Origin of the sequence: Edaphobacter dinghuensis (assembly GCF_014640335.1) — a bacterium.
Classification (GTDB): Bacteria; Acidobacteriota; Terriglobia; order Terriglobales; family Acidobacteriaceae; genus Edaphobacter; species Edaphobacter dinghuensis.
Window position 1 is genome coordinate 1 of sequence record NZ_BMGT01000002.1, and the last position, 23,662, is coordinate 23,662.

Annotated in this window: 23 protein-coding genes; 10 read left to right on the forward strand and 13 right to left on the reverse strand. The window is 59.5% G+C overall.

The features are described from left to right. Positions 1-284 precede the first annotated feature (284 nt). Positions 285-530 carry a hypothetical protein gene (locus IEW09_RS05680; protein ID WP_188553250.1) on the reverse strand — a complete coding sequence of 82 codons (246 nt, stop codon included), beginning with the start codon at positions 528-530 and terminating at the stop codon, positions 285-287. Positions 531-540: 10 nt separating this feature from the next. After that, positions 541-2,229 carry a sodium:solute symporter family protein gene (locus IEW09_RS05685; protein ID WP_229739127.1) on the reverse strand — a complete coding sequence of 563 codons (1,689 nt, stop codon included), beginning with the start codon at positions 2,227-2,229 and terminating at the stop codon, positions 541-543. A gap of 402 nt (positions 2,230-2,631) precedes the next feature. Here IEW09_RS05685 and IEW09_RS05690 point away from each other — a divergent pair, with 402 nt between their 5' ends. Then, positions 2,632-2,946 (forward strand): hypothetical protein, encoded by a 315-nt coding sequence (locus IEW09_RS05690; RefSeq protein WP_188553252.1) that lies wholly within the window; start codon positions 2,632-2,634, stop codon positions 2,944-2,946. A 24-nt stretch (positions 2,947-2,970) separates the two neighbouring features. Here the strand turns inward: IEW09_RS05690 and IEW09_RS05695 are convergent, their stop codons facing one another. The 6 genes from IEW09_RS05695 to IEW09_RS05720 form a co-directional block, all read right to left on the reverse strand. Beyond that, the gene (locus tag IEW09_RS05695; RefSeq protein WP_188553253.1) at positions 2,971-3,918 is read right to left on the reverse strand and encodes a COX15/CtaA family protein; all 948 of its coding nucleotides are present in this window, start codon (positions 3,916-3,918) and stop codon (positions 2,971-2,973) included. A gap of 68 nt (positions 3,919-3,986) precedes the next feature. After that, entirely contained in the window at positions 3,987-4,841 is an 855-nt protein-coding gene (gene proC / locus IEW09_RS05700) for a pyrroline-5-carboxylate reductase (protein ID WP_188553254.1), read from the reverse strand. 27 nt (positions 4,842-4,868) lie between these two features. Continuing rightward, positions 4,869-6,686, reverse strand: coding sequence for a DUF885 domain-containing protein (locus tag IEW09_RS05705; RefSeq protein WP_229739128.1), 1,818 nt, complete (start codon positions 6,684-6,686; stop codon positions 4,869-4,871). A 47-nt stretch (positions 6,687-6,733) separates the two neighbouring features. Beyond that, positions 6,734-7,723, reverse strand: coding sequence for a polyprenyl synthetase family protein (locus IEW09_RS05710; RefSeq protein WP_188553255.1), 990 nt, complete (start codon positions 7,721-7,723; stop codon positions 6,734-6,736). Between the two features lie 42 nt (positions 7,724-7,765). Continuing rightward, positions 7,766-8,266, reverse strand: coding sequence for a YajQ family cyclic di-GMP-binding protein (locus tag IEW09_RS05715; protein ID WP_188553256.1), 501 nt, complete (start codon positions 8,264-8,266; stop codon positions 7,766-7,768). Positions 8,267-8,318: 52 nt separating this feature from the next. Beyond that, positions 8,319-9,155, reverse strand: coding sequence for a TatD family hydrolase (locus tag IEW09_RS05720; RefSeq protein WP_188553257.1), 837 nt, complete (start codon positions 9,153-9,155; stop codon positions 8,319-8,321). 459 nt (positions 9,156-9,614) lie between these two features. On the opposite strand from IEW09_RS05720, the gene IEW09_RS05725 reads away from it, so the two are divergent. The 3 genes from IEW09_RS05725 (at position 9,615) to IEW09_RS05735 (ending at position 11,379) form a co-directional block, all read left to right on the forward strand. After that, positions 9,615-10,097 (forward strand): cupin domain-containing protein, encoded by a 483-nt coding sequence (locus IEW09_RS05725; RefSeq protein WP_229739129.1) that lies wholly within the window; start codon positions 9,615-9,617, stop codon positions 10,095-10,097. Between the two features lie 133 nt (positions 10,098-10,230). Beyond that, complete coding sequence (locus IEW09_RS05730) at positions 10,231-10,899, forward strand: PEP-CTERM sorting domain-containing protein (RefSeq protein ID WP_188553258.1); 669 nt, start codon at positions 10,231-10,233, stop codon at positions 10,897-10,899. 9 nt (positions 10,900-10,908) lie between these two features. Then, entirely contained in the window at positions 10,909-11,379 is a 471-nt protein-coding gene (locus tag IEW09_RS05735) for a cupin domain-containing protein (RefSeq protein WP_188553259.1), read from the forward strand. 38 nt (positions 11,380-11,417) lie between these two features. Here the strand turns inward: IEW09_RS05735 and IEW09_RS05740 are convergent, their stop codons facing one another. The 4 genes from IEW09_RS05740 to IEW09_RS05755 form a co-directional block, all read right to left on the reverse strand. Next, positions 11,418-12,011: a PEP-CTERM sorting domain-containing protein gene (locus IEW09_RS05740; protein ID WP_188553260.1), complete on the reverse strand. Its 594-nt coding sequence runs from the start codon at positions 12,009-12,011 to the stop codon at positions 11,418-11,420. Between the two features lie 157 nt (positions 12,012-12,168). Next, positions 12,169-14,817, reverse strand: coding sequence for a methionine--tRNA ligase subunit beta (metG, locus tag IEW09_RS05745; RefSeq protein WP_229739130.1), 2,649 nt, complete (start codon positions 14,815-14,817; stop codon positions 12,169-12,171). Positions 14,818-14,990: 173 nt separating this feature from the next. Beyond that, complete coding sequence (locus tag IEW09_RS05750) at positions 14,991-15,746, reverse strand: FadR/GntR family transcriptional regulator (protein WP_188553261.1); 756 nt, start codon at positions 15,744-15,746, stop codon at positions 14,991-14,993. A gap of 248 nt (positions 15,747-15,994) precedes the next feature. After that, the gene (locus IEW09_RS05755) at positions 15,995-17,323 is read right to left on the reverse strand and encodes an MFS transporter (RefSeq protein ID WP_188553262.1); all 1,329 of its coding nucleotides are present in this window, start codon (positions 17,321-17,323) and stop codon (positions 15,995-15,997) included. Positions 17,324-17,519: 196 nt separating this feature from the next. Between IEW09_RS05755 and IEW09_RS05760 the strand changes: the two genes are divergently transcribed. Both IEW09_RS05760 and IEW09_RS05765 read left to right on the forward strand, forming a co-directional pair. Continuing rightward, positions 17,520-18,530 (forward strand): pectinesterase family protein, encoded by a 1,011-nt coding sequence (locus IEW09_RS05760; protein ID WP_188553263.1) that lies wholly within the window; start codon positions 17,520-17,522, stop codon positions 18,528-18,530. Positions 18,531-18,573: 43 nt separating this feature from the next. Further along, a complete protein-coding gene (locus IEW09_RS05765) occupies positions 18,574-19,311 on the forward strand; it encodes an SGNH/GDSL hydrolase family protein (RefSeq protein ID WP_188553264.1) in 738 nt (245 codons plus the stop codon). Positions 19,312-19,370: 59 nt separating this feature from the next. Here the strand turns inward: IEW09_RS05765 and IEW09_RS05770 are convergent, their stop codons facing one another. Then, positions 19,371-20,807 (reverse strand): alpha-L-fucosidase, encoded by a 1,437-nt coding sequence (locus IEW09_RS05770; RefSeq protein ID WP_188553265.1) that lies wholly within the window; start codon positions 20,805-20,807, stop codon positions 19,371-19,373. A 209-nt stretch (positions 20,808-21,016) separates the two neighbouring features. Here IEW09_RS05770 and meaB point away from each other — a divergent pair, with 209 nt between their 5' ends. From meaB to IEW09_RS05790, 4 genes are all read left to right on the forward strand, one after another. Then, a complete protein-coding gene (gene meaB / locus IEW09_RS05775) occupies positions 21,017-22,213 on the forward strand; it encodes a methylmalonyl Co-A mutase-associated GTPase MeaB (RefSeq protein ID WP_229739131.1) in 1,197 nt (398 codons plus the stop codon). Next, the gene (tsaB, locus tag IEW09_RS05780) at positions 22,213-22,881 is read left to right on the forward strand and encodes a tRNA (adenosine(37)-N6)-threonylcarbamoyltransferase complex dimerization subunit type 1 TsaB (RefSeq protein WP_188553266.1); all 669 of its coding nucleotides are present in this window, start codon (positions 22,213-22,215) and stop codon (positions 22,879-22,881) included. The genes meaB and tsaB overlap by 1 nt, the downstream gene beginning before the upstream one ends. Next, the gene (locus IEW09_RS05785; RefSeq protein WP_188553267.1) at positions 22,878-23,348 is read left to right on the forward strand and encodes a GNAT family N-acetyltransferase; all 471 of its coding nucleotides are present in this window, start codon (positions 22,878-22,880) and stop codon (positions 23,346-23,348) included. Before tsaB ends, IEW09_RS05785 begins: the two co-directional genes overlap by 4 nt. Positions 23,349-23,430: 82 nt before the next feature. Further along, on the forward strand, positions 23,431-23,661 hold the full coding sequence (locus tag IEW09_RS05790; protein WP_188553268.1) for a hypothetical protein: 231 nt from the start codon (positions 23,431-23,433) through the stop codon (positions 23,659-23,661). The last annotated feature ends 1 nt before the right edge of the window (position 23,662 follow it).

Here is a 23,662-nt window from a genome sequence, read left to right on the forward strand (position 1 = left end):
TCTCCAACCGACCGCTCGTCGCCAAATGGCTCGGAAAAAATCCACGATTGCCTACCACCACGCCCATCGTCATTCGCTTCGACATCACCTTCTCCATCTCTCTCGTTAAACCCTCAAACGGGCGTTGATTTCACACTATTTAGCATTGTGAATTTCTGAATGCGTTACCTGTCGGTAAGCATCAAGGAACTCATCAACTCATGCAAATCCAAGTGTGCCTTCTGTTCAGAATGACACAACGGAGTTGCGCATTTGTGACAAGGGAACCAGTCGCGCACGGCGCACTAGAACAACTTTCCCTTTGGCCAATATTTGGCGGTGTAGATGCCGCCGAATATGGTCATGACCACACCCCACCAAAGCGTCGGATGAACCGATTGCAGCCATGGCAGCAGGATTTCATTCGGAGGAGGGTTGTGATATTCAAGTATGCCCGTAACAACCAACACCACGCCGTAGGCGAGCATCAGGATGCCGCAGAAGAACCAGATTGACAGCTCGGCTGTCTCCACATCGTGTTTATCATTCATAATCCAGCTCCTACCACAACATCAGGTTCAGAATAAAGAAGACGGTGATGACCACAATGGCCCAGAACATCGGCTTCTGCCAAAGCGTCTTCGAGCCGTCGTGCGGAATCGGCGTGATGCCGTAGACCAGGCCGCCAAGCTGCTCGGCGGGGACCGGTTTGGTCATCAAGCTGACGATCACGGTGACGCCGACGCAGATCAGCCAGCACCATAGACCGCGATAGAGATTCTCGGCCATCGGCTTTGCATCGGCGCTGAGAGCGATATAGCGCAGCGCACCGGGATCGCTATGCGTCCAGATGAACATTCCGATGGAAGAGACAGTGCCTGCAAGCAATCCCCAGAAGCCGCCTGCGTGCGTTGCGCGCTTCCACAACATGCCGAGGATGACCGTGCCGAACAGCGGCGCAATGAAGAAGGTGAACAGCGCCTGAACGTAGTCCATGATGCTGTTCGCGTTCATGACCAGATAGGCGGTGGCGACGCTGACCAACATGCCGATGACGGTCGACCAGCGGCCCATCGCGACGTAGTGCTTGTCGCTGGCCTTCTTATTGATGAAGGCGCCGTAGATGTCGTAGGTCCATACCGTGGAGAAGGCGCTGACGTTGCCCGCCATGCCGCTCATAAATCCGGCGACCAGCGCTGTGATACCCAGCCCCATCAGACCCGGACCGCAGTAGCGGATCAGCATCAGCGGAAGCACGTCGTCGTAACTGTGTTGTCCTGTCACCTTGGCGACGCTCGCGGGAACGAGGTGCATCACGCTGCCATCGGGGTTTTTGAGTACAGCCAGCGCCAGCAGGCCGGGCACGATGACGATGAAGGGAACCGCCATCTTGAAGGCCGCTCCGATGATGGGAGCCATCTTGGCAGCGCGCAGATTATTGGCGCTCAGCACGCGCTGAACGACGAGGAAGTCCGTCGTCCAATAGCCGAAGCTGATGACGAAGCCCAGACCAAAGACGATGCCGGTCCAGTGCACGCCCATGGGATTGTCTTTGAAGTGGCCGAGCGTCGCCCACAGATGGGTGTAGTCGCTGCGGCCGATGTTGACGGCGATCTGTGCCTTGAGGTTGGTCCATCCACCTGCCTCGATCAGGCCAAGGATGGGAATCATCGCCGCGCCTGCCCAGATGAGGACGAACTGCAAGACCTCGTTGATGATGGCCGAGCGCAGGCCGCCGAGCATGACGTACAGAGCGACGGTGGCCGCGCCGACCCAGATGCTGAAGCTGATGTTCCAGCCGAGAACCGTCTGCATGACGACGGCCATGGCGTACATATTCACGCCGCTCATCAGGATGGTCATCACACCGAAGGAGATGGCGGAGAGGCCGCGAGCGGGTTCGCCGAAGCGCAGTTGCAGATAGCCCGGCACCGAATGCGTCTTCGAGATGTAGTAGAACGGCATCATCACGATGCCGAGAAAGAGCATCGCGGGAATCGCGCCGATCCAGTACCAGTGCGTCGCCAGAATGCCGTACTGGTAGGCTGCGCCCGCCCATCCCATCAACTCAAGCGATCCCAGGTTTGCGGAGACGAAGCTCAGACCCGCGATCCATGCCGTCATCTCGCGCCCGGCCAGGAAGAAGTCTTCGCTGGTGTTCGCTTTGCCTTTGGCATAGAAGCCGATGAATACGACCAGCGCGAAGTACAACGCCAGAATCAGAATATCTACCGGGGCAAGTTTGGTCATTTGCCCCTTCATCATCAGCAGAGCAGCAAAAGCCTGCATCAGTCAAAGCCCCAGGCGAACGGCCCATGCCCACAGGCAGGGAGGCGTCCGCACCCTCTCGATCAAAGCTGTTTGTATCTGGCGGAGCCATGCGGAAGGACTTCACGGCAGTGGAAAAAACCGCCAGAAAGCGTATTCCGATAATTTCCGTTCGTTGCCACTATACAGGATTCACTTCTCAATCAGCCAGTAAATAATTCGGGCAGGACTGCGCGGTTTCTATTAGTAAATCGTTTTAGGTTCCGCTGCCTGCGCCGCCGTCAGCGGTGTCTGCCATCTTGCCTCTATAGCTTCCTGCAACTCAAAGGCGCGGGAGGGAATCTATTGAAAGATGAGCGCGCTCACTGCTCATGGAGACAAAATATGCAGATTCGCAAAACAGGCACTCTTCTTCTTGCAGGCATCCTGACACTTGGTATGTCATCGACCTTTGCTTTTTCACAGGACGGGGCCAAGCAGGACATGAAACACGCCGGTACAGAGACCAAAGACGCCGCTAAAGATACCGGACACGGTATCTCGACCGGAACGCAGAAGGCCTATCACAAGACGTCGGAGGGCACGGAGAAGGCCTACGATAAGACTAAACATGGAACGAAGAAGGCTTATCACAAGACGACCAAGGGAACGAAGCACGTCGTTCACAAGGTAGAAGGCCACCCCGACAGTCCGCAGTAGTCCTTTGATTGGGAAGAGCGGAGATTATTCTGCAAGAGCTGCCGTGTGTGTCTGTCCCCACAGCGCTTCGGCAGCCAGGCAGACCAGCGCCACCCAGTAAAGGTCCGCGCCCAGCAGATGAACGATCTGTATCCACGTAGGGGCCAACAGCAGGACGTCGGCGATGCCGAGGACGAACTGCAGCCCCAGTAGCGCCGCTACAGTCCAGGCGAGCTGCGAGCGCAGCTTCCATACCAGCCACATCACACAGCAGAAGCCGGCGACTGCCGCTGCTGGATGCACCCAGCGCATCCGAACCAACAGCGGGGAGTTGGCTGCGAAGTCCGACGCGAAGCCTGCAAGCAGGCTCGGAGATGGGAAGAGTGTGTCGGCGAGTGCTGCCACCGCTCCGGTGGCTCCAGTGGCGATGGTCGCGATGATTGCTATCCAGGCAGGTGCGGCCAGACTTTTATTCGAGTGAGCAGAGGTAGTGGAGGAGAGGGACCGAGCGCCCAGCCACCAGGCCGTCAAGGCAAGCGATCCTAAGAACATCAGGGTATTGGTGAAGTGGATCGACTGCATGATGACGCGTGCGGTCGAGATGTTGTTCTGAACGTATCCGCCGAGTACCAACACCGCTCCCAGCAGGGCCTCGGTCACCAGAAAGATTGCGGATGCTACGGCTGCTCGGCGCGCCCGGTGCCCGCGCTTGGTGGCATAGAACGTCCATGCCACAAGTCCGATCACGAGGATGGTGCTGATGCCGGACATCGAGCGATGGGCAAACTCAATGATCGTAGCTAGTCGCGGATGATGCGGAACGAAGTCGCCGTTGCAGAGCGGCCAGTTGTCGCCGCATCCCGCTCCCGATCCGGAGGTCCGCACGATTGCGCCCCAGAGGATGACGAGGATGTTATAGGCGACCACTGCCCAGGCATAACGCACCAGCGCCTTGGGAGTTCGCTTCATCGTCTCAGCCGAAACCGTTGCCATGTTTTTATTCTACGCAGCGCAAAAATATCGGTCGATATTCGTCAAGTGAGCCATCGACCGATATTCGTTTAGCCCTTGGCTAGTTCTTTAGCGCGCTGTGTCGCCCGCTTCACGGCTTTGATCAACGTGACGCGCAAGCCGCCCTCTTCGAGCTCGAGAATGCCGTCGACCGTGCAGCCCGCGGGAGTGGTTACGGCGTCTTTGAGCAGCGCCGGATGGTATCCGGTCTCCAACACCATCCTTGCGGAGCCGAGCGTCGTCTGCGCGGCGAGCAGCGTAGCGACATCGCGCGGCAGCCCGACGTTCACGCCTGCCTCTGCGAGCGCTTCGATGATGATGTACAGAAATGCCGGGCCTGAGCCGGAGAGTCCCGTCACAGCGTCCATGTGCTTTTCGTCGACGACGACGGTGCGCCCAACGGTCTGAAAGATGCGCTGCGCGATGGCCATCTGCTCTTCTGAGACGAAGCGGCCGCCGCACAACGCGGTGACTCCGGCAGCCAGCATCGCCGGTGTGTTCGGCATGGCGCGAATGACGCCGAGATCGTGGCCGGCAGCGGCTTCGATGCTGCGTGTCGTCACCGAAGCCGCGAAGGAGAGCACGAGCTTGTCCGGCGAGAGTGCGGATTTAATCTGCTCAATCACGCCCGGCACCTGAATCGGCTTGACGCCGAGCAGGATGACATCGGCTTGTTGCGCCGCGGCCAGATTGTCCGTCGTGACTTCGACGCCGAACTGTGCCGACAGTGCCTGTGCGCGATCCGGATGGTGCACCGTAGCGAAGATCTGGTCCGGCGAGACCAGATTGTTCTTGAGAAAGGCCTGCAACAGAATGCCGCCCATCTTGCCCGTGCCAAGAATCGCTACGCGCAGCCCAGGCATTACCGGGACCGGCGCCACCACTTCATACGTTTCGTCGCTCATATAGAAAGGCTAACAGAGTGTTTAAAATCAATTAGCTACTTTTTTCTGCGCGGCGATCCAGTCGTTGACGCGCTGATCGAGCACGTCCATCGGCAGCGCGCCCGAGTCGAGCACCTCATCGTGGAAGGCCTTGATGTCGAACTTCGACCCCAGCGCGGTCTTGGCGCGGTCGCGCAGCTCCAGAATCTTCAACTGCCCCATCTTGTAGCCGAGCGCCTGTCCCGGCCATGCGATGTAGCGATCGACCTCGGCCTGAATGTTGGTGTCGTCCATCGCCGTGTGCTCGTGGAAGTAGTCGATCATCTGCTGCCGCGTCCAGTGCTGCGAGTGGACGCCGGTATCGACGACCAGGCGTATCGCACGCCAGATGTCGGCTTCCAGCCGACCGTAGTCGCTGTAGGGGTCCTGATAGAAGCCGATCTCTTTGCCCAGCCGCTCGCTGTAAAGCGCCCAGCCTTCGGTGTAAGCCGTGTAGTAATTCTGTTTGCGGAACTCGGGCAGGCCGGTCAACTCCTGCGCGATGGAGATTTGCAGGTGATGGCCGGGGATGCCTTCGTGATAGGCAACGGCCTCGACTCCGGCCAGCGACCGCTCCGCGAAGTTATAGGTGTTCACATCAACCTTGCCCGGACGCTTTCCATCCGCGCTACCCTGATCGTAGAAGGCCTCTGCCTGATCCTTGGCGATGTACGAAGGCATCTCCACGACCTCGAGCTTCGCCTTCGGCAGTGTGCCGAAGAGCTCGGGCAGCTTGGGCTGCATCTGTGCGATATATCCCTTGTAAGCGTCGATGAGCTGTTCCTTCGAGGTCGGATGCTCTTTGGGATTCGTCTTCAGCGCTGCGTTGAAGCTCTTCAGATCGGCGAAGCCCAACTTGTGCACGATGGCCAGCATCTCAGTCTCGTCGCGCTTCACCTCGTCGAGGCCGATCTGATGAATCTCGGCTGCGGACTTGTTCAGCGTTGTGCTCTGGCGGATGCGAAAGGCATAGTACGCATCGCCATCGGGCAGCGCCCACACGCCAGGATCCTTGCGTCCCTTCGGAACGTAGTCCACCTTCATGAACTTCGCGAACCGTTGGTACGAAGGCAGAACGTCAGTGGCGATGGCGTTTAGCAACTCGCCGGAGATGCGCTTCTGTTCGGTTGCGTCAACGGTCTTGGGAAACTTCTTGAGCGGCAGGGCAAAGGGGCTGTCTTCCGGCTTCTGATCTGCCAGCGTCTGCACTTGCACCAATACTTTTTCAAGCAGATACTCAGGCGGCATGCGACCCTCGTCGATGCCCATCTGCATGTTCGTCGTAATCTGCGAGAACGCCGTTGGCACCTTGTGCAGGCGCGAGATGTAGTCGTCGTAGTCCTTCACCGTGTCGAACGGCAGGTCGTTCGGCATCTGTGCAAGATCGGTGTGGAAGCCGCTGAACTGGTTGACCGGCATCTCCCACTCTTTAAATTTTGCGGCTTCCTGGTCGTCGATCAGCGAGCGCATCATCAGCTCTGCCGATAGCTTTTCCTGATCGGGCAGGCCAGTTGTGTCGATCATCCCCAGTCGCTCGATGTATCCGCGTCCACGCGCCAGCGAAGCATTGATGGCCTGCACAGAGTAGTCCGTAAGCTGGTCGTTGTAGCGCTTGTCGCCGAGGTAAGAGGCGTACTCGGGCGAGTGCTTCAGCTTGTCCTGCCAGATCTCATCGAACAGGGCGTTCAGGGCTTTGCTGCGGTCTGCGACGGATGCGTTGGCAGCCATGGGCGTCGGCAGTGGAGCAATCTGCGCGCGCGTCGGAACTGCGTTGATGCAGCACATCAGGGCCAAACCGCCGGCCAGTGAAAGCGAAGTCTTCATCATGAACATCCCCAGAGTATTTTTTGGTGCGAATGGGAACAGAGCAGCCACTAGCGGTCGCGGGTGGTGACGAAGCCGGGCACCCAGAGCAGGGCGCGCTTGGCTTCGGAGTCGGGCAGGTCGGCGACGCTGAGCCGAGCGGCTTCGGCGTAGGCGCAGGCGGTGTCCATTGCGTACTCGATGGAGCCGTGGCGGTGAAGGATCTCGAGGATCTGCGGGTGCGAGACGTGCTCGAAGCTGCGGTCGGACAGTACGGTGCGAATGGCTTCGCGGTCGGCTCCGGTTCCGCGCTCGAGCGCGTGGATGACGGCGAGTGTGGCTTTTCCTTCGCGCAGGTCGGAGGCTACGGGCTTGCCGAGAACGTCTTCCGCAGCGGTGAGGTCGAGGACGTCGTCGACGATCTGGAAGGCGAGGCCGAGGTTGCGTCCGTATTCGCCCATCTGAGATTCGACATCGGTATTCGCGTGAGTGATTGCGGCACCGAGTTGCATGGAGACCTTGAAGAGGAAGGCCGTCTTGCGGAAGATGAGGTCGAAGTACTCTTCTTCGTTGATCAGGTGGCCGAGCTTTTCGATCTGCAACAGTTCGCCTTCGACCATCTGCTGCGTGAGCGAGATGAGGAGGTCGAGGACGTGGAAGTTGCGCTCTTCAAGTGCCGTCGCGAAAGACTGCATGTAGAGCCAGTCGCCTGCGAGAACGCATTTTGAATTGCCCCACGTCGTGTTCGACGACGGACGGCCGCGGCGGGTATCGGCCTCGTCGATGATGTCGTCGTGGACGAGGGTTGCGGTGTGCAGCATCTCGACGACCGCGCCCAGCCGAATGCGGCTGTGGCTGTCGCAGCCGAGCGCTTTGGCTGAGAGGAGCAGCAGCAGGGGACGGATGCGTTTGCCGCCGCCCGCGATGAGGTATTGAGCGATATCCGTGATGACATCGACCCTCGACGCGGACTGCTTGGCGAACTCGCGCTCGATGGCGGCGAGGTCGTCTCGGAGGAGGTCGAAGACCTCGGCTGCAGTCGCGATGGAGAGCGTGCTCACTCGTATCTCAGAATATCAGGTTGGGCGTATGACGATGCTGTGTTAGTTGGATCGGAAGTTGGTGAACTGGAGGTCTACGCCGAGATCTTTGCCGCGGAGCAGTGCCATGACTTCCTGAAGGACATCGCGATCTTTGCTGACGACGCGAACGGTATCGCCCTGAATGCTGGCTTGTGCCTTCTTCTTCGACTCCTTGATGAGGGCGACGACCTGCTTTGCCTTCTCGGAAGGGATGCCTTGAATGAGCTTGATCTTCTGGCGGACGCTGGAGTTTGCGGCAGGCTCGATCTTCTCGTACTCGAGGTTCTTGAGCGAGACGCCGCGCTTGACGAGCTTCTGCGAGAGGATCTCGATGACGGCCTTGAGCGTGTACTCGCTCTGCGAGGCGAGCTGAATGGTGTCGGTACCTTGAAGCTCGATGCTGGACTTGGAGTCCTTGAGGTCGAAGCGGGCGTGGACTTCTTTGCTGGCCTGGTCGATTGCGTTCTTGACTTCCTGAAGTTCTACTTTGCTGACTACGTCGAAGCTATTGTCGGATGCCATATTTTCCTCTGCGTTTTGAACTTTTATTTTTGCTATTGTGCTTTTTATTATGTCAGGCCGTCGTGGGGAAGAGGCGGTGGAAGTTTTCGGTCGTGATCGCTGCAAGTTCTTGTGATGAGATGCCGCGAAGGCTCGCGAGGGTTTCGGCGGTGTGGACGACCAGCGCGGGCTCGTTGCGCTGGCCACGCTGCGGAATGGGCGCAAGAAAAGGCGCGTCGGTTTCGACGAGGATGCGGTCGGAAGGCGCGGCGGCTGCGGCGTCGCGAATGGTCTGCGCTTTGGGATAAGTAAGGTTTCCCGCGAAAGAAAGATAAAAGCCTGCGTCGAGCGAGCGCTGTGCCTGCTCGACGGCGCCGGAGAAGCAGTGCATGATGCCGCCGAGTTTGTGCGGCGTCCAGTGTTCGGCGATGAGGGCTAGCAGGTCTTCCCAGGCGTCGGCTGCGCCGTACTTCTGTTTGGCTTCTGCGGTGGCCAGCTCGCTGGTGCGGCAGTGGATGAGGATGGGCTTCTTTGCGGCGGCTGCGATCTCCATTTGGGCGATGAAGGCCTGTTTTTGAATCGGCGGCTCGGGGTTTTCGACGTGGTAGTAGTCGAGACCGATCTCGCCGATGGCGATGCATTTTGGGTCGGCGGCGAGTTTTGCCAGTTTGGCGAGGGCTTCGCTGTCGGCCCTGGCGGCTTCTTGCGGATGGATACCTACGCTGGCGTAGATCTGCGGCTGACCGGTGCCGGCGTGAGCGATCTCGAGGGCCTGATGCATCGTGTCGGGGCCTTCGCCGATGCCGATGGCGAGGATGGTGTCGATGCCTGCGGCGAAGGCGCGGCGAAGAACCTCCTGCCTGTCTTCGGTATAGAAGTCGAGATGGGCGTGCGAGTCGATTAGAGGCATGGACAGCTCTCAGGGTAATGCGACGAGTTCATAGAAGGTATCCCCCCCCCGGTGTACTTTGGTCCTAAAGTCTTGTATTCAAAGGACTTATTTCCTAAAGTCTTGTTTCTAAACGGTTTAGGTCTAACTTGTTGTTGGATCGGGGGAGATGTTCTTTGTCCCTGCTTTTATTTTAGCGAATGGGACGAAACTGTTTTGCAGTGGATGGGAGTTTATTTCGATGGGGTAAAGCTTTTGTTTTGTTGTTGTTGGGGTGATGGATCCTGTTTTTTGGGGGTTGACAGCCCTTGGAATTTTGCTGGGGGGAACGTGCAAATACAGGGGTCTCTCCACTGCGCAGCGGACGATAAAACTGTCCACTGCTTCGGTCGAGATGACGTGAGTTAGTGGTGGTTTGGTTTGGTGGGGATGATGTGATTTTGGGACGAGGGTGTGTTGGAGGTGTCGTAGGATGGCGGCATGAAAAATACCGGCTGGTTGAGGGTGGGTAGCATTGTTTTGGGTGGTCTTGTTTTGAGCGGAGGCATGGGGCTGGCGCAGGGGACGGCTGCGGCGTCTTCGAAGGGGAGTGAGTCTCTCGCGCAGGCGAGGGTGTTTTCCTTTGAGCAGATGCCGGTGAAAAAGATGGCGAACGGTGGGGAGAGCCGGAGCATCGTGCAGGGAACGCTGGCGACGGGTGAGAGCGTCTCGCTGCACGAGTCGATGCAGCCTGTGGGCATCCAGCCGAATCCGGCGCACCGGATCGAGCACTCGGAATTCATTGTGGTGAGGGAGGGGACGCTCGAGTTCTACCATGACGGCAAGGCTGAAAAAGTCGGGCCGGGAGGGGTGATCTACGTGGCGTTTGGGACTCTGCACCAGGTGAGAAATATAGGAAATGTCCCGGCGCAGTATGTCGTGATCGCGATTGGCGGAGATGTTGGGAGTGCTGACAGGAAGTGAGGCAGCAGGAAGGGTTGGAAGGTGCCGTCGAAGGGGCGACATGCACCAAAGTTGTAGAAAATAGTGTCAACAATTGGGACACTCTGCTGTTAACTTCTACACAGTCCTTCTGCTCTCAGGGAGCAAAAACACTATGCGTCGCCTCCTCCTCAGCCTCCTCTCGATCGCGCTTCTCAGCTTTGGTGTTGCCGCTCATGCCGGCACCATTACCCCGGGTGTCTATTATCTGGACAACGCCTTTGTCGCCGGCTATGCGGTGACCGGCACCGTTGACTTGAACAGCATCGGCAACGTCACGGCGGCGAACCTGACGTTCAACGATCCGAGCTTCAGCAATCCGGGGCTGCCGACCTTCAACCAGTCGTGGCTGTCGTTTGCCTATAACGGACTGGGCCAGAGCTACATCACCTCTACGAATAACAGCGGCCAGATCGCGCTCTTCTTCAACACGACGGCTGATGCCAGCGGTAACTACGATCTCTGCCTTGGGTATGCGCAGTGCGGAACCTCCATTGGAACGATGGGCAACTCCACGCTTCAGATCTACGGCTTCTATAACAGCGCGGTCGGAAGCAATCCCGGGCTGGCGGCTACGAGCTTTAGCAGCGGGTATCTGTCGCAGAGCGCGATCAGCTCGAATGCGAGCTCGACGGCGTTGACGCCCGAGCCTGCATCGCTGTTTTTGCTGGGTACGGGCATCATCGGGTTGGCGGGACTGTCTCGTCTGATGAAGCCGTCGGCGCGCTTTGGCGGTGCGGATGCTCCGGCGGATCCATTGGCGAAGGACCCGACTGACGCGTAAGATGGCGGCATGAAAAATTTGAACCGCCGTGATCTTTGTGTGGCCTTGTCGGCCTTGGCAGCGATGGGGAGTGTGTCAGCCGAGGCACAGGTGATGCCGCCGCCGGGAACGAAGGTGCTGTCGGAGTCTGAGGCTTTTCCGTTTGACAAGCTGCCGGTGAGTCACTCGAAGAACGGTGGCGAGAGCAGGCATGTGACGCAGGGCGTTCTGCCGACGGGCGAGTATGTCGAGATGCACGAGACGACGCTGCCGCCGGGACAGATGCCGCATCCGCCGCATAAGCACAGGCACTCGGAGTTCATGATGATTCGGGTGGGCACGGTGGAGTTCGACAACGACGGCAAAAAAGAGACGGTTGGGCCGGGTGGGGTGATCTTTGCCGCCTCGGAAAAGATGCATGGACTGAAGAACATCGGCACGGTTAATGCAGAGTACTTCGTGATTGCGATTGGGCAGGAGTCGGCTGTGGAGCGGGTCTGAGGACGGTGCGGTCTTCAGACTTTTAGACGAAACAAACTTTAGCTGATCGAGTTGATATGGCGGCGCCGTGTCGCTGCTAGTCCGGCGAAGGCGAGAAGACCTGTGGCCAGTAAGAGGAGGCTGGAGGGTTCGGGCGTCGTGGCGGTTGCGGTCTCTTGAGTGATGGTAAGGGTGTAGGGAATGGGTGACGATAGAGGATTGATGGGGGATCCGTCGTCCTCAAGGGTGTATGTGCCGGGAGTAAAGGTCGGAACTACGTCATACGGCAGATATGGCAGAGGGTTCGATGCGGGTACATAATCGACGCTGAAGAATTTAGGGCCATACAGATTGAGCCCTGGATTCCCGACTGCGTCCGGGGTGTCGAGCACAAGAGTGGGGAAAAAAGCTCCGATGACGTAATAAGAGCCCGTGATTGTGCCGACTGAGACTCCGTCGACCTTTGTTGGAGCAGACTCGCTGAAGAAGTTGAAGAGCGAGAAGTCGGGGAAGGATGAGGTCGCCGGAAGGGAGTAGGTGATGGTCTGGCCGCCGCCGGTGAGGACGAAGTCGTCGATGGTGTCGGCGTGGGCGGCGAGAGGAAGGGCCAGGACTGAGGCGAAGAGAAGGGTGCTAGAGAGAACTTTGAACATGGCTTCGTCTCCTGCGTGCTGATGCAAGGAGAGTGCGCCTTTAGGTGAGGCGCGTCAAGTAAACGTCTGTGAAAATTTGGGGATGTAAGACGCTGGAGAGAGTGATGCTCCCTGAGCCGGTGCGTTGCTGCGGTCGGCCCAGGGCTTGTGGGATGAGCTATTTGAGGCGGGAGCCGAGGGCGATCTCTTCGCCGAAGGTGGCGAGGACGGGCTTGCCGTCTTCGCCGTGCGAGGCGGCGAGCAGCATGCCGTGGGACTCGAGGCCGCGCATCTTGCGGGGGGCGAGGTTGGCGATGACGACGATGTTGCGGCCGATCAGCTCCTCGGGTGTGTACCACTGGGCGATGCCGGAGAGGATCTGGCGCTTTTCGTAGCCGAGGTCGACCTCGAGGCGGAGCAGCTTGTCGGCCTTGGGGATGCGCTCGGCGACGATGATGCGGGCGACGCGGAGGTCGATTTTGACGAAGTCGTCGATGGCGATCTGCGGGGTGTCGGGGATGCTGGAGGCGGCGGCTGCGTTGGCGAAGAGGCCGGAGGCGGCGGCTTCGGTGTGGGAGGGCGTGTTGCGCTCGGTGGTGACGGCGTGGCTGCCGCCGACGGTGGCTCCGGGGTTGTGCTCTTCGAGGGCCGAGGTGCGCGGAGCGGCGGCGGGGTGGGTCGATTCGGCGATGGGGTTCAGGGATGGGGTTGCGGACTCGGAGGAGATGGGGGCCTCGCGGAACTCGGTGTGGTTGTGCGCGGGGTTGTCGATCTCGAGATTGACGTGAGGGAGGCCTGCGGGTTCGGCTGGCTTGGCGGCGTTGTTCTGTTCCATGTCGGTCATTGTCTGGATGAGTTCCTTGGGTGCTCTGGGGAAGATGGGGGAGAGTGGGCCTAGTTTGGTGCCGGGTTTTAGGCCTCCCCACTTCAGGTCTTTTAGTTGGCCGGTTCGGGCGGCTTCTTCGATGTCGCCGAGGCCTAGTTGCGCCCAGACTTTGGATGTGGCGTAGGGGAGGATGGGATAAAGAAGCGCTGTAATTACACGAATTGCTTCAGCGGCGGGATACAAAACATCTGCCCGATACAATTTTTGAAATTCGTCAGAGACCCCGGGGCCTTGTTTCCAAGGCGCACTTGCAGTGAGATCGATATCAACAATCGAGATGCAATATTGAACCCCTTCGATTGCTTTATTTAGTTCATTTCCGAGCATCAGGTGATTGAACTGTGACAGTCCACTCTTAATCTCATCGGTAACCGACGGGCGTAGGTGCACCACTTCCGGAATCTTCCCATCGCAATATTTCTCGATCATGGAAAAAGTGCGACTTACGAGGTTGCCGTAGCCGTTGGCTAGGTCGCTGTTGTAGCGCTGGACTAGAGCGTCGAAGCTGAAGCTGCCGTCTTGGCCGAAGGGGATTTCGCGGAGGAGGAAGTAGCGGACTACGTCGGAGGCGAAGAGGTCTTGTTCGGCTTTGGTTGGCTGCGTTGGCTCTTCGGAGGACGACGGTACCTCAGCGGCGCTTTGCGGCACGGCTGAAGCCGTGCCCTTAACACGACGGCTTGCCTCGGTGGGGGTGGTCAATAGGGAGCCGAAGGCGTCGAGGATGGTTTCGGTGCGGACGATGTTGCCGCGGGATTTGGACATCTTCGACTCTTCGAAGAGGAGCCAGCCGTGGGCGGTGATCGCTTTTGGTAGCCACTCTTTGGCCCACTCGCGATGTACTTCGAAAGGGACTTCTTCGGGTTTCTTGCCTGCTGTCGCGGGATTCAATGCGAGCAGGAAGGCGGGCCAGTAGACGCAGTGGAAGCGGATGATCTCTTTGCCTACGAGGTGGAGATCGGCGGGCCAGTATTTTTTGAACTTCTCCTGATCGGCGGGGTCGTCGGAGCCGTAGCCGATGGCGGTCATGTAGTTGGCGAGGGCGTCGAGCCAGACGTAGATGACGTGGTCTTTCTCTGTATTGGGGTCGCTGGGGACGGGGATGCCCCACTTGAAGCTGCTGCGGGAGATGCTTAGGTCTTTGAGGGCTCCGGGGACGTAGGGGGTGCCTTTGGCGGAGTGAGCGATGGCGGTCTGCGGAGAGTTTTGGGGTGATCCATCCCAGGTCTGAGAGTCCAGACCTGGGGCACCCGGCTTTGTGCTCTCCGTTGAGCTTAGTGGCGCTTCGGAGGAGATGCGGGGGTTCTTCGCTTCGCTCAGAATGACAGGCTGATTGGCTACGTTGCCGCGGAGGAAGCTTAGGACTTCGTTTTTGCGGACTTCGGGCTGGATGTCGAGTTCGCCGCTTTCGATGAGGTCGATGAGGGGGCGCTGGTATTCGGAGAGCTTGAAGAAGTAGTTCTCTTCGGTGACGGTTTCGGTGGGTTTGCCGTCGGGGCCGATGGTGCCGGGAGGGCCGTCGATGAACATCTCTTCGCCGACGCTGTACTGGCCGGTGTAGGTGCTGAGGTAGATCTTTTCGCGGTCGCAGAGCAGCTTCCAGAGCTTCTGGACGCCTTTTTTGTGACGGGGTTCGGTGGTGCGGATGTAGTCGTCGTTGGTGATGCCCATGCGCTTCCAGAGCGATTCGAACTGGGCGGAGACCTGGTCGGCGAACTGCTGCGGGGGGATGCCTGCGGCGGCGGCGGAGCGCTCGATCTTCTGGCCGTGCTCGTCGGTGCCGGTGAGGAAGAAGGTGTCGTCGCCGAGAAGGCGGTGACGGCGGGCGATGACGTCGGCGGCGATGGTGGTGTAGGCGTGGCCGATGTGCGGGCGCGCGTTGACGTAGTAAATCGGCGTGGTGAGATAGAACTTTTTCTGGGCTTCAGACATGATGGGGGCCATGCTCAGTCTAGCAGGGTGAGGGAGTGAATTTTTGTGGCGATTCATCCCAGGTCTGAGAGTCCAGACCTGGGGCACCCGGTTTTAACTGAGGGAAAATTTGTCATCCCACCCTTCGCACAGAACACGAAGGATGGGGCACCCATGCGATGGAGTTGAAAAGGGTTTGTGAGGTTCTACTTCGATGATGTTTCGGGTTCTTCGTCGGTGTCGGGTGGCGTGGGCGGAATGATCTCTGCGGCCTGTGCCTGGCTGGCCAGCTTGAGGTGCTGCTCCATGGTCTGACGGGCCTTGGCTGGGTTGTGGGAGCGGATGGCGCGGTAGATCTCGCGGTGCATCTCGGCGGACTCCTTCAAGTCCTGCGCGTGTTGCACGGTCTTGCTGCGGCCTTCGTAAAGATTGGCGGTGATGGTCTCCATGAGCGCGCCGAGGATGGGATTACCGGCGGCGCGGGCGATGGTGCGATGGAAGCGCACGTCGTGGATGAGGTATTCCTGCGGGTCGGTGAGGGAGGCGTACATCTCGGCGACCTCTTCGGCCAACTCGGCGATGTGCTCGTCGGTGGCGCGCTCGGCGGCGAGGGCGGCTACGTTCGATTCGAGGACGATACGGGCCTCGAACATCTGCCAGGGCAGGAAGCCGTGGAGCGCACCGAGGACGGAGAGGGAGCTGGAGTCGAGCGCGGGAGGGCCGGAGGAGACGAAGGTTCCGGCGCCGTGGCGGCTTTTGAGCACGCCCATGGCGGAGAGGAAGCCGATGCCGGCGCGGAGGCTGGAGCGGCTGATCTTGAGCTGGCGAGCGAGGTCGCGTTCGGGGGGAAGACGGTCTCCGGGATGCACCTCGCCTTTGGCGATGAGGGAGCGAACGTGCTCGACGACCTGCATGGTCAGTTGGCTGTGTCCGGTGACTTCTTCGTTGACCTCTTTTTTCACGCCAGCAAAAGCTCCTCGTTGCTAAATGGGAGAAGAGTAACACGGAGGTAATAGTAGAGGCGATATGAAGGCTGTATAAAACCCTGCATCGACAAACGTTGGGTTGAAGGGGGCTGGCGTTGGTGGTAATAAGAGCGGCGGCGAAATACAGGGGTCTCTCCACTTCGCCCTTCGGGCTCCGGTCGAGATGACGTGGATTTTAGAGTGGTAGAGAAACGATCCACCCGGCGGTGAGGCCGGGTGGGAGATTACGCGGTGCGCGTTGCTCCGAGCCGTGGAACGAGTACCTGAAAGATGGCCAGCGCGACGACGTAAGCAAAACCTGCCAGGGCAAAGATGATGAGCGGGTGCGGGGCGAAGAGATGCGAGACGATCCAGGTAAAGACGGCTCCGCCCGCGGCTCCGGCGGCTCCGCCAAGACCGACTACGGTGCTGACGCTGGTCGAAGGGAACATATCGGTCGGAGTGGAGAAGATGTTGGCCGACCAGCCCTGGTGCGCGGCGGTAGCGAGGCAGAAGAGCGCGATGGCAGGCCATGCGTTGTTCGGAAACAAGGTGTGCATGTGCGGCACCAGCATGATGGGAGTGACGCAGAGGGCGCAGACGAGCATCGCGGTTTTGCGGCCGAAGTTGACGGTGTGTCCGCGATTCATGAGGAAGCCGGAGAGCCAGCCTCCGCCGACGGAGCCGACGGTTGCGGCGGTGTAGATGATGATCAGCGGATACTTCGCCTGTTCCAGGTTGAGCCCGTAGTTGTCGTGGAGAAACATGGGGAGATAGAAGAGATAGAACCACCAGATGGGGTCGGTGAGCCCTTTGCCGATGAAGAATGCCCAGAAGCCGCGGTGGCTGAGCAGAACGGAGTAGATGGGGCGGCCCTCGGTAACCGGAGCAAGGTCGGCCTGTGTCTGAGTAGAACCGCGGCGTAGCTTGTTATAGGGGAAGATGAGCCAGATCACGCACCAGATGAGTCCCATGGAGCCGGTGGTGATAAAGGCGGCGTGCCATCCCCATTTCGAGGTGACGGCGGCGATAAGGATGGGCGCAACGAAGAACGCCGCATTGGAGCCGGAGTTGAAGAGGCCGGTGGCGAACGCGCGCTCTTCGGAGGGGAACCACTCTGTGGTTGCCTTGATGGCGGCGGGGAAGTTGCCGGATTCGCCGAGGCCGAGGAAGATGCGGGCGACACAGAAGCCGATGACCGTACCTACGATGGAGTGGCTGATGGAGGCGCATCCCCAGATGAGGATGGCGATGGCGTAGCCGGTCTTGGTGCCGAGCTTGTCGATGACGCGTCCGGCGATGAGGAAGCCGACGCCGTAGGCGACCATGAAGCACTCAACGATGTGGGCGTAGTTGAGGTGGTAGACGGTTTGAAACTCAGGCGCGAGGCCGGGGACCCAGCCCATGAACGGAAGATGGAGCAGCGGCTCGACGAGAGCGAGGGCCGAGCGGTCCATATAGTTGATCGTCGTCGCGAGGAAGAGCAGGAAGCAGACGAACCAGCGGACGTTGGACTGGGGCGGGGCGGACGTAGTGAAGCCCGAGTCGGACAGGCTGGCAGATTTCATGGACATTCAGCGAAGCTCCGGCGACAATGTTGGTCTGACCACTTTCGTCGCAGCCGGTCGGCTCGCAGAAATCTGGCTCAGAGGTGTCGAGGTTGAGGATAGCTGTTGTTGGGCTACGTCTGTCAAGGCACAGAAGGTTTCAATTTCGGTAATCGTTTTACGGGGACAGCGATGTCTGGCGTGGATTTCTGCGGAGGTTGGGATGAGGCGGTTGCGGCTCGGTAGCGTTTTTGTTGTAATTGCGGCTTTAATTTGCGGAACGGCGTGGGCGCGGGGCCTGAAGACGATTACGGTCGGACCATCGGGCGCGGACTTCACCTCGATTCAGGCGGCGGTGAATGCGGCTCCGGAGACGGGCGCGGTGATTCGGATCGAGCCGGGAACGTATCGCGAGGTGGTGCATGTCGATAAGCCGAAGATCCAGTTTCGCGGAGTGACGAAAGATCCGTCGAAGGTGGTGCTGGTCTATGGGAACAGCGCGGCTTCGACTTGCGGAACTTCGTGCTCGGCGACTTTGTTTGTGACGGGCGATGACTTCTTCGCGGGCATGATGACGATTGCGAACGACTACAGCAAGACGAGCGATGTGCCTTCGCAGGCGGTGGCGCTGATGGTGCGCGGCGACCGCGATGTGTTTCGCAAGGTCAGGCTGCTGGGAGCGCAGGATACGTTGTATGCGGCGAGTGAGAAGTGCATGGATGGACGGTCGCCCTGCTCGGTGAAGCGGCAGTATTTCTCTGATTGCTACATCGAGGGGCATGTGGATTTTATCTTTGGCGATGCCAAGGCGGTGTTCGACCGCTGCGAGATTCATAGCATTCCTCATGTGGCGGGCGGGTATCTGACAGCGCAGAGCAGGAGCAAGCCGGAGCAGGATTCGGGCTATGTCTTCGACCATTGCACGCTGACGGCTGATCCGGGAGTGAAGAATATTTATCTGGGGAGGCCGTGGCGGGACTACTCGACTGTGATTTACATGAATACGAAGATGGGAGCGCATATCGCTCCGGAGGGATGGTCGGACTGGAAGAGCGCTCCGGCGCCGCGGCTGCCGATGACGACCTATGCGGAGTTCAACTCGAGCGGGCCGGGGGCAAATGCAGCGGCGCGGGAGAAGTGGTCGAAGCAGCTTACGAAGGCTGAGGCCAGGAAGTATGAGGCGAAGACTTTTCTGGCTGGGGCGGATGCCTGGGACCCCACGAAGGTGAAGTAGGTGCTTCGGAAGACAGGCTGTCTTTGGAGAGGACTGGTTGATCGTGACTCGAATTTTTAAGCTGGCGGCAGTTCTGCTTTGTTTTTCTTCGTTTGCTGTGGCCCAGCAGCCGCTTGGTTTTCTGCACAAGGGAGATACGCTGGTCTTTCAGGGCGACTCGATTACGGATGGCGGGCGGCAGCGTACTGGGAGCGACTATAACCACATCATGGGGCAGGACTACGCTTACATTCTGGCCGCAGAGATTGGGGCGGAGTATCCGGAGCGTGGGCTTGTCTTCGTCAATCGCGGCATCAGCGGGGATCGGGTGGTTGATCTGGCGGCGCGGTGGCAGGCGGATACGCTGGCGCTGAAGCCGAACCTGCTGAGTATTCTGGTGGGCATCAACGATACGCTGGCTACCGGAGCGAAGGCTGAGACGGTGGAGCAGTACGAGGCGGTCTATGACAAGCTGCTGGCGGATACGATTGCGGCGTTGCCGGGAACGAAGATTGTTTTGGGTGAGCCGTTTCTGCTTCCCGTCGCCAAATACAAAGACAACTATGCGGCGGAGATGATTGAGGTGAAGAAGCGGCAGGCTGTGGCGATTCGCTTAGCCGCGAAGTATCATCTGCCTATTGTTCGCTATCAGGATGCGCTGGATGCGGCATGTGCCAAGGCTCCGGCGGATCATTGGAGCTGGGATGGAGTCCATCCGACCTACGCGGGGCATGGACTGATGGCGCAGGAGTGGCTGAAGACGGTGGATGCTTTTTGGGGCGGAGATGCTGCCGGGAAGTGATGGGTAGGGTTGATTAGAAGAGGAGCCATGGGGGAGATGCCTCCCCCATGGCTTTGGTTTTAGGTGTTGAGGACGAGGACGGTGGCGATGGGGTCCAGTGCCTTTTCTGGCAGATGGATGTCGAGGCTGTCGCCGGTGTGGGTGAGTTTGAGGTGCTTCTTGTCGGCAAGCAGGTAGGCGCTCTTTACCTTGCGGGGCAGCTTGTCGAGGTGGAAGGTGTTGTTCGCCGGCCAGTTGAAGATGGAGATGTAGATCTTGTTTGGGGTGGTGGTGGAGCGCCAGTCCCACGCGGAGATGAACTTGGGCTTGCCATGCTCGTCCTTTTCGGTGGGGCTGAAGGCCCCTGCCTCGGCTCCGAAGAGGGTTGGCTGGGTGCCGTAGATGGCTTCGCCGTTGACGGCGATCCATTTGCCGACCTCTTGCAGGCGCTCGACCTCGGGTTGCGGAACGACGCCGTGAGAGTCGGGGCCGATGTTGAGCAGGTAGTTGCCGCCCTTGCTGGCGATGTCGATGAGGTTGCGGAGCAGGGTCTCGGTCGACTTGAAGTTGTCGTCATAGGACTTGTAGCCCCAGGTGTCGTTCATGGTCATGCAGGATTCCCAGTCTTCGCCGGGATAGCCTTGGGCAGGGATGTACTGCTCGGGGGTCTCGGTATCGCCCTTGTAGCCGCCGCCGAGACGGTTGTTCCAGATGAGGTTGGGGTGCTGGTTGAGCAGCTCGACGATCTCTCCGGCGAGGGCGGGCGTCATGTCCTTGGTGGGAGTGTCGAACCAGATGACGACGGGGAAGTCACCGTAGTTGGTGAGCAGCTCCTTCATCTGCGGGATGCACTTGGTGTGGAGGTAGGTGGCGAAGTCGCCGTTCTGGGCCGGGTCCCAGTGGAAGGTGGGAGGCTGATGATCGCCGGTCTTGTAGGCTGCGCCGCCGGGAGCGGTCCAGTCCTGGTCCTGCGAGTAGTAGAAGCCTAGCTTGACGCCCTGCTTTTTGCACTCTTCGGCCAGCTCGCGGAGCGGATCGCGCTTGAAGGGAGTCGCGTCGACGATGTTGAAGTCGTTGGCCTTGGAGGCGAACATGGCGAAGCCGTCGTGGTGTTTGGCGGTGATGACGATGTACTTCTGACCAGCGGATTTGGCGAGGGCGACGATATCGTGCGCGTTGAAGCCGGTGGGATTGAACTGCGGCGCGAGGGCCTTGTAGTCAGCGACGGGGATGGAGGCGGTGTTCATGATCCACTCGCCGATGCCGTGGATTTGCTTGCCGTCCCATGTGCCGGCGGGGATGGAGTAGAGGCCCCAGTGAATGAACATGCCGAAGCGGGCGGCGCGCCACCAGGCCATGCGTTCGTTGCGCTGGGCGCGGGTTTCAGTGTCCTGAATGGCTTTGACCGGGTGCTCGGGGTTGGTGGCGATGTGTTCGCCTTCGATCTGGGCGAGTGCAGAGGGAGCAATCAGAAGGGTGGAGAGCCCGGCAGTAAAAGTGCGGCGGTTCAGGTTCATGGTGTGGTCCTCGCGATGGAATGATGACGGGAGAATTGTATGTGAAAAAGTGGTGGTGTAGGTGAAAAAGTAAAATTCTGGAGGAAGCCTGTTCCGTCGAGCTGATCTCCGGATTTGCAAAACAGGCAAAGCTTAACACCGATCTGTGCCGACGGCAGCGATTTAAAAGGGCGTCGGGCGGAGGCAGGCCGGGCGGTATCATCGCTGATGTGAGCGAATTGGGCGATATCGAAGGAATGGTTCAACGCTTGCGCGGGGGCGAGATACGGGCGCTGGCGCGTGCGGTGTCGCTGGTGGAGGATAGTTCGGCCGTCGGGACGGAGTTGGTGAGGGCTTGCCGCAAATATGCGGGTGGTGCTTTGCGGATTGGGGTTACCGGGCCTCCGGGGGCGGGGAAGAGCACGCTGGTTGACCAGATGGCGAAGTGGCTGAGGCAGGAGGGACAGACCGTGGGTGTGGTTGCGGTCGATCCGTCGAGCCCGTATACGGGGGGAGCCTTGCTGGGCGATCGGATACGGATGCAGGACCTGAGTGGGGACGCCGGAGTCTATGTCCGCAGCATGGCTTCGCGGGGAGCGAAGGGAGGATTGGCAGCGGCGGTCGAGGATGTGTGCGTGGTAATGGCTGCGGCGGGGCGGCAGGTGATTCTGATTGAGACGATGGGTGTGGGGCAGGACGAGGTTGAGGTAGCACGGCTGGCGGACGTGACGGTGCTGGTGCTGGTTCCGGGGATGGGTGACGAGGTGCAAAGTCTGAAGGCGGGGGTGATGGAGGTTGCGGACGTCTTTGTGGTGAACAAGAGCGATCGCGATGGGGCGGAGCAGGTAGAGACAGAGATTTTGGCGATGCAGGGGCTGGGGGCGGATGAGCCGGTTTCTCCTGTGGTGCGAACCGTGGCGACGACCGGCGTCGGTGTGAGTGACCTGATGGCTGCGGTACAGTGGTGCGCTGCGGAGACGCGGGGAAAGAAGCAGCGGATCGTGACGGGCACGGAAGGGCTTTTGATAGATCATCTTGGTGTGGCCGTAAGAGATATGGATGCTGCGAGAGATTTTTATGAGGCGCTTGGGCTGACGGCAAGCCATGAAGAGACGGTGGAGCATGAGAAGGTGAGAGTGGCCATGCTGCCGCTGGGAGAGAGCCGGATTGAGCTGCTGGAGGCGACGGAGCCTGACTCGGTGATTGAGCGGTTTATCGCAAAGCGAGGCGAAGGGCTGCACCATGTTGCGATAAGGGTGGGTGATGTGGATGCAATGTTCGAGCGATTGCGGTTGCAGGGGGTGAGGTTGGCCAGCGATGCGGTACGTGTAGGCGCGGGTGGGCATCGGTATTTTTTTGTGCATCCGGAGAGTACCGGAGGGGTTTTGCTGGAGATCGTTGACGATATGGCAGGAAAGGGCAAGTAATGCGGTTTTTATTGATCGATACCTGTGGGAGTGAGGGCAGCGTCGCACTGGCGGATACGACGCTGGCTGAAGCGGTGGTTGCGGTGGAGATATTGCCGGGGCGAACGGCTTCGGAGCGACTGGTGCCTGCGGTGAGGCGCGTGATGGAGGCCTGTGGCTGGCGATTGGGCGAGCTGACGGCGGTGGTGGTCGTGCATGGGCCGGGATCGTTTACCGGGGTAAGAGTGGGGTTGAGCGCGGCGAAGGGTTTGAGCGAGGCTGGCGGTGTGCCGTTGATCGCCGTCTCGCGGTTGGCGTTGCTGGCTGCTGCGGTTGAGAGTGAGGTGGTTCACGCGGTATTGGATGCGGGCCGTGGAGAGTTTTATTACGGGCAGTATTTGGGGCGTGATTGCCTGCGCGAGGTTCTGCTGACAGGCGAGGAGACGCTGGCGGCAGCGTCGGGTGGAGTTGTGGCAGTTTGTGAGGCCAGGGTTGCAGAGGCCCTGGCGGAACTGCATCCTCACGTGGTACCGGGGCCGTGCGCCGAGGATGCGTTGGCCTTTGCCGTAGAACGGGCAGCGGCGGGGAGATTTGATGATGCTGCGTTGCTGGATGCGAATTATCTGCGACGGACGGATGCGGAGATCTTTGCCAAGCCGAAGAGCAAACCTGAGAGCATGACGCGATGAGCGTGTTTTGCGTTCGGCCTGCAACGGTGGGCGATCTTGCGGGGGTCATCAGGCTGGAGAGGGCCACGGCAGAGGCTCCCCATTGGAGCGAGGCGGAGTATGCTGCGGCGATTGAAGGCGGTGGGGACTACGTTCGGCGTTGCTTGTTTGTCGCTGTGGCGGATGACGGCGTAGCTGGATTTGCGGTGGGTAAGGTCGCAGGAGATCTGGCGGAGCTGGAGAGTGTTGCGGTCGATCTAAGCCTACGGCGTGGCGGTGTTGGGAGGGCACTCTGCGGAGCTGTGATTGCGTGGTGTCAACAGGAGCGCGCTGTGGCGGTGGAGCTGGAGGTCCGCTTGGGGAGCCATGGCGCGATTGGGTTGTATCGGGGATTAGGGTTTGTCCCGGTAGGGGTGCGTCCCAGGTATTACAGCGAGCCTGTGGACGATGCGGTGCTGATGCGACTGGACTTATCAAAAAGTGCATAAGTTGCTTTGCACGTGTCCGAGAAGCTGTGGTAGCGTTTAGGCCAATCGGTGAGCTGTCGTCTGATGCTGGAGGTATTTATTCATGCAGACTGCCAAGTTTACGGAGCTACCTGAGTCCGCGTCGATTCCATCCATTTACAGGTTAGAGCAGGAGCACAGTCTGTATGCGCGCAGACTGGAGACGCTGCGTGCGAAGCTGTTTCTGACCGAAGCCGAGAAGATGGAAGAGGTGAGGCTGAAAAAATTGAAGTTAAGCCTGAAGGATGAGATGGAGCGGCTGAGGCGTCCGGGTGCCCGCGTCTCAGAGCACTAAG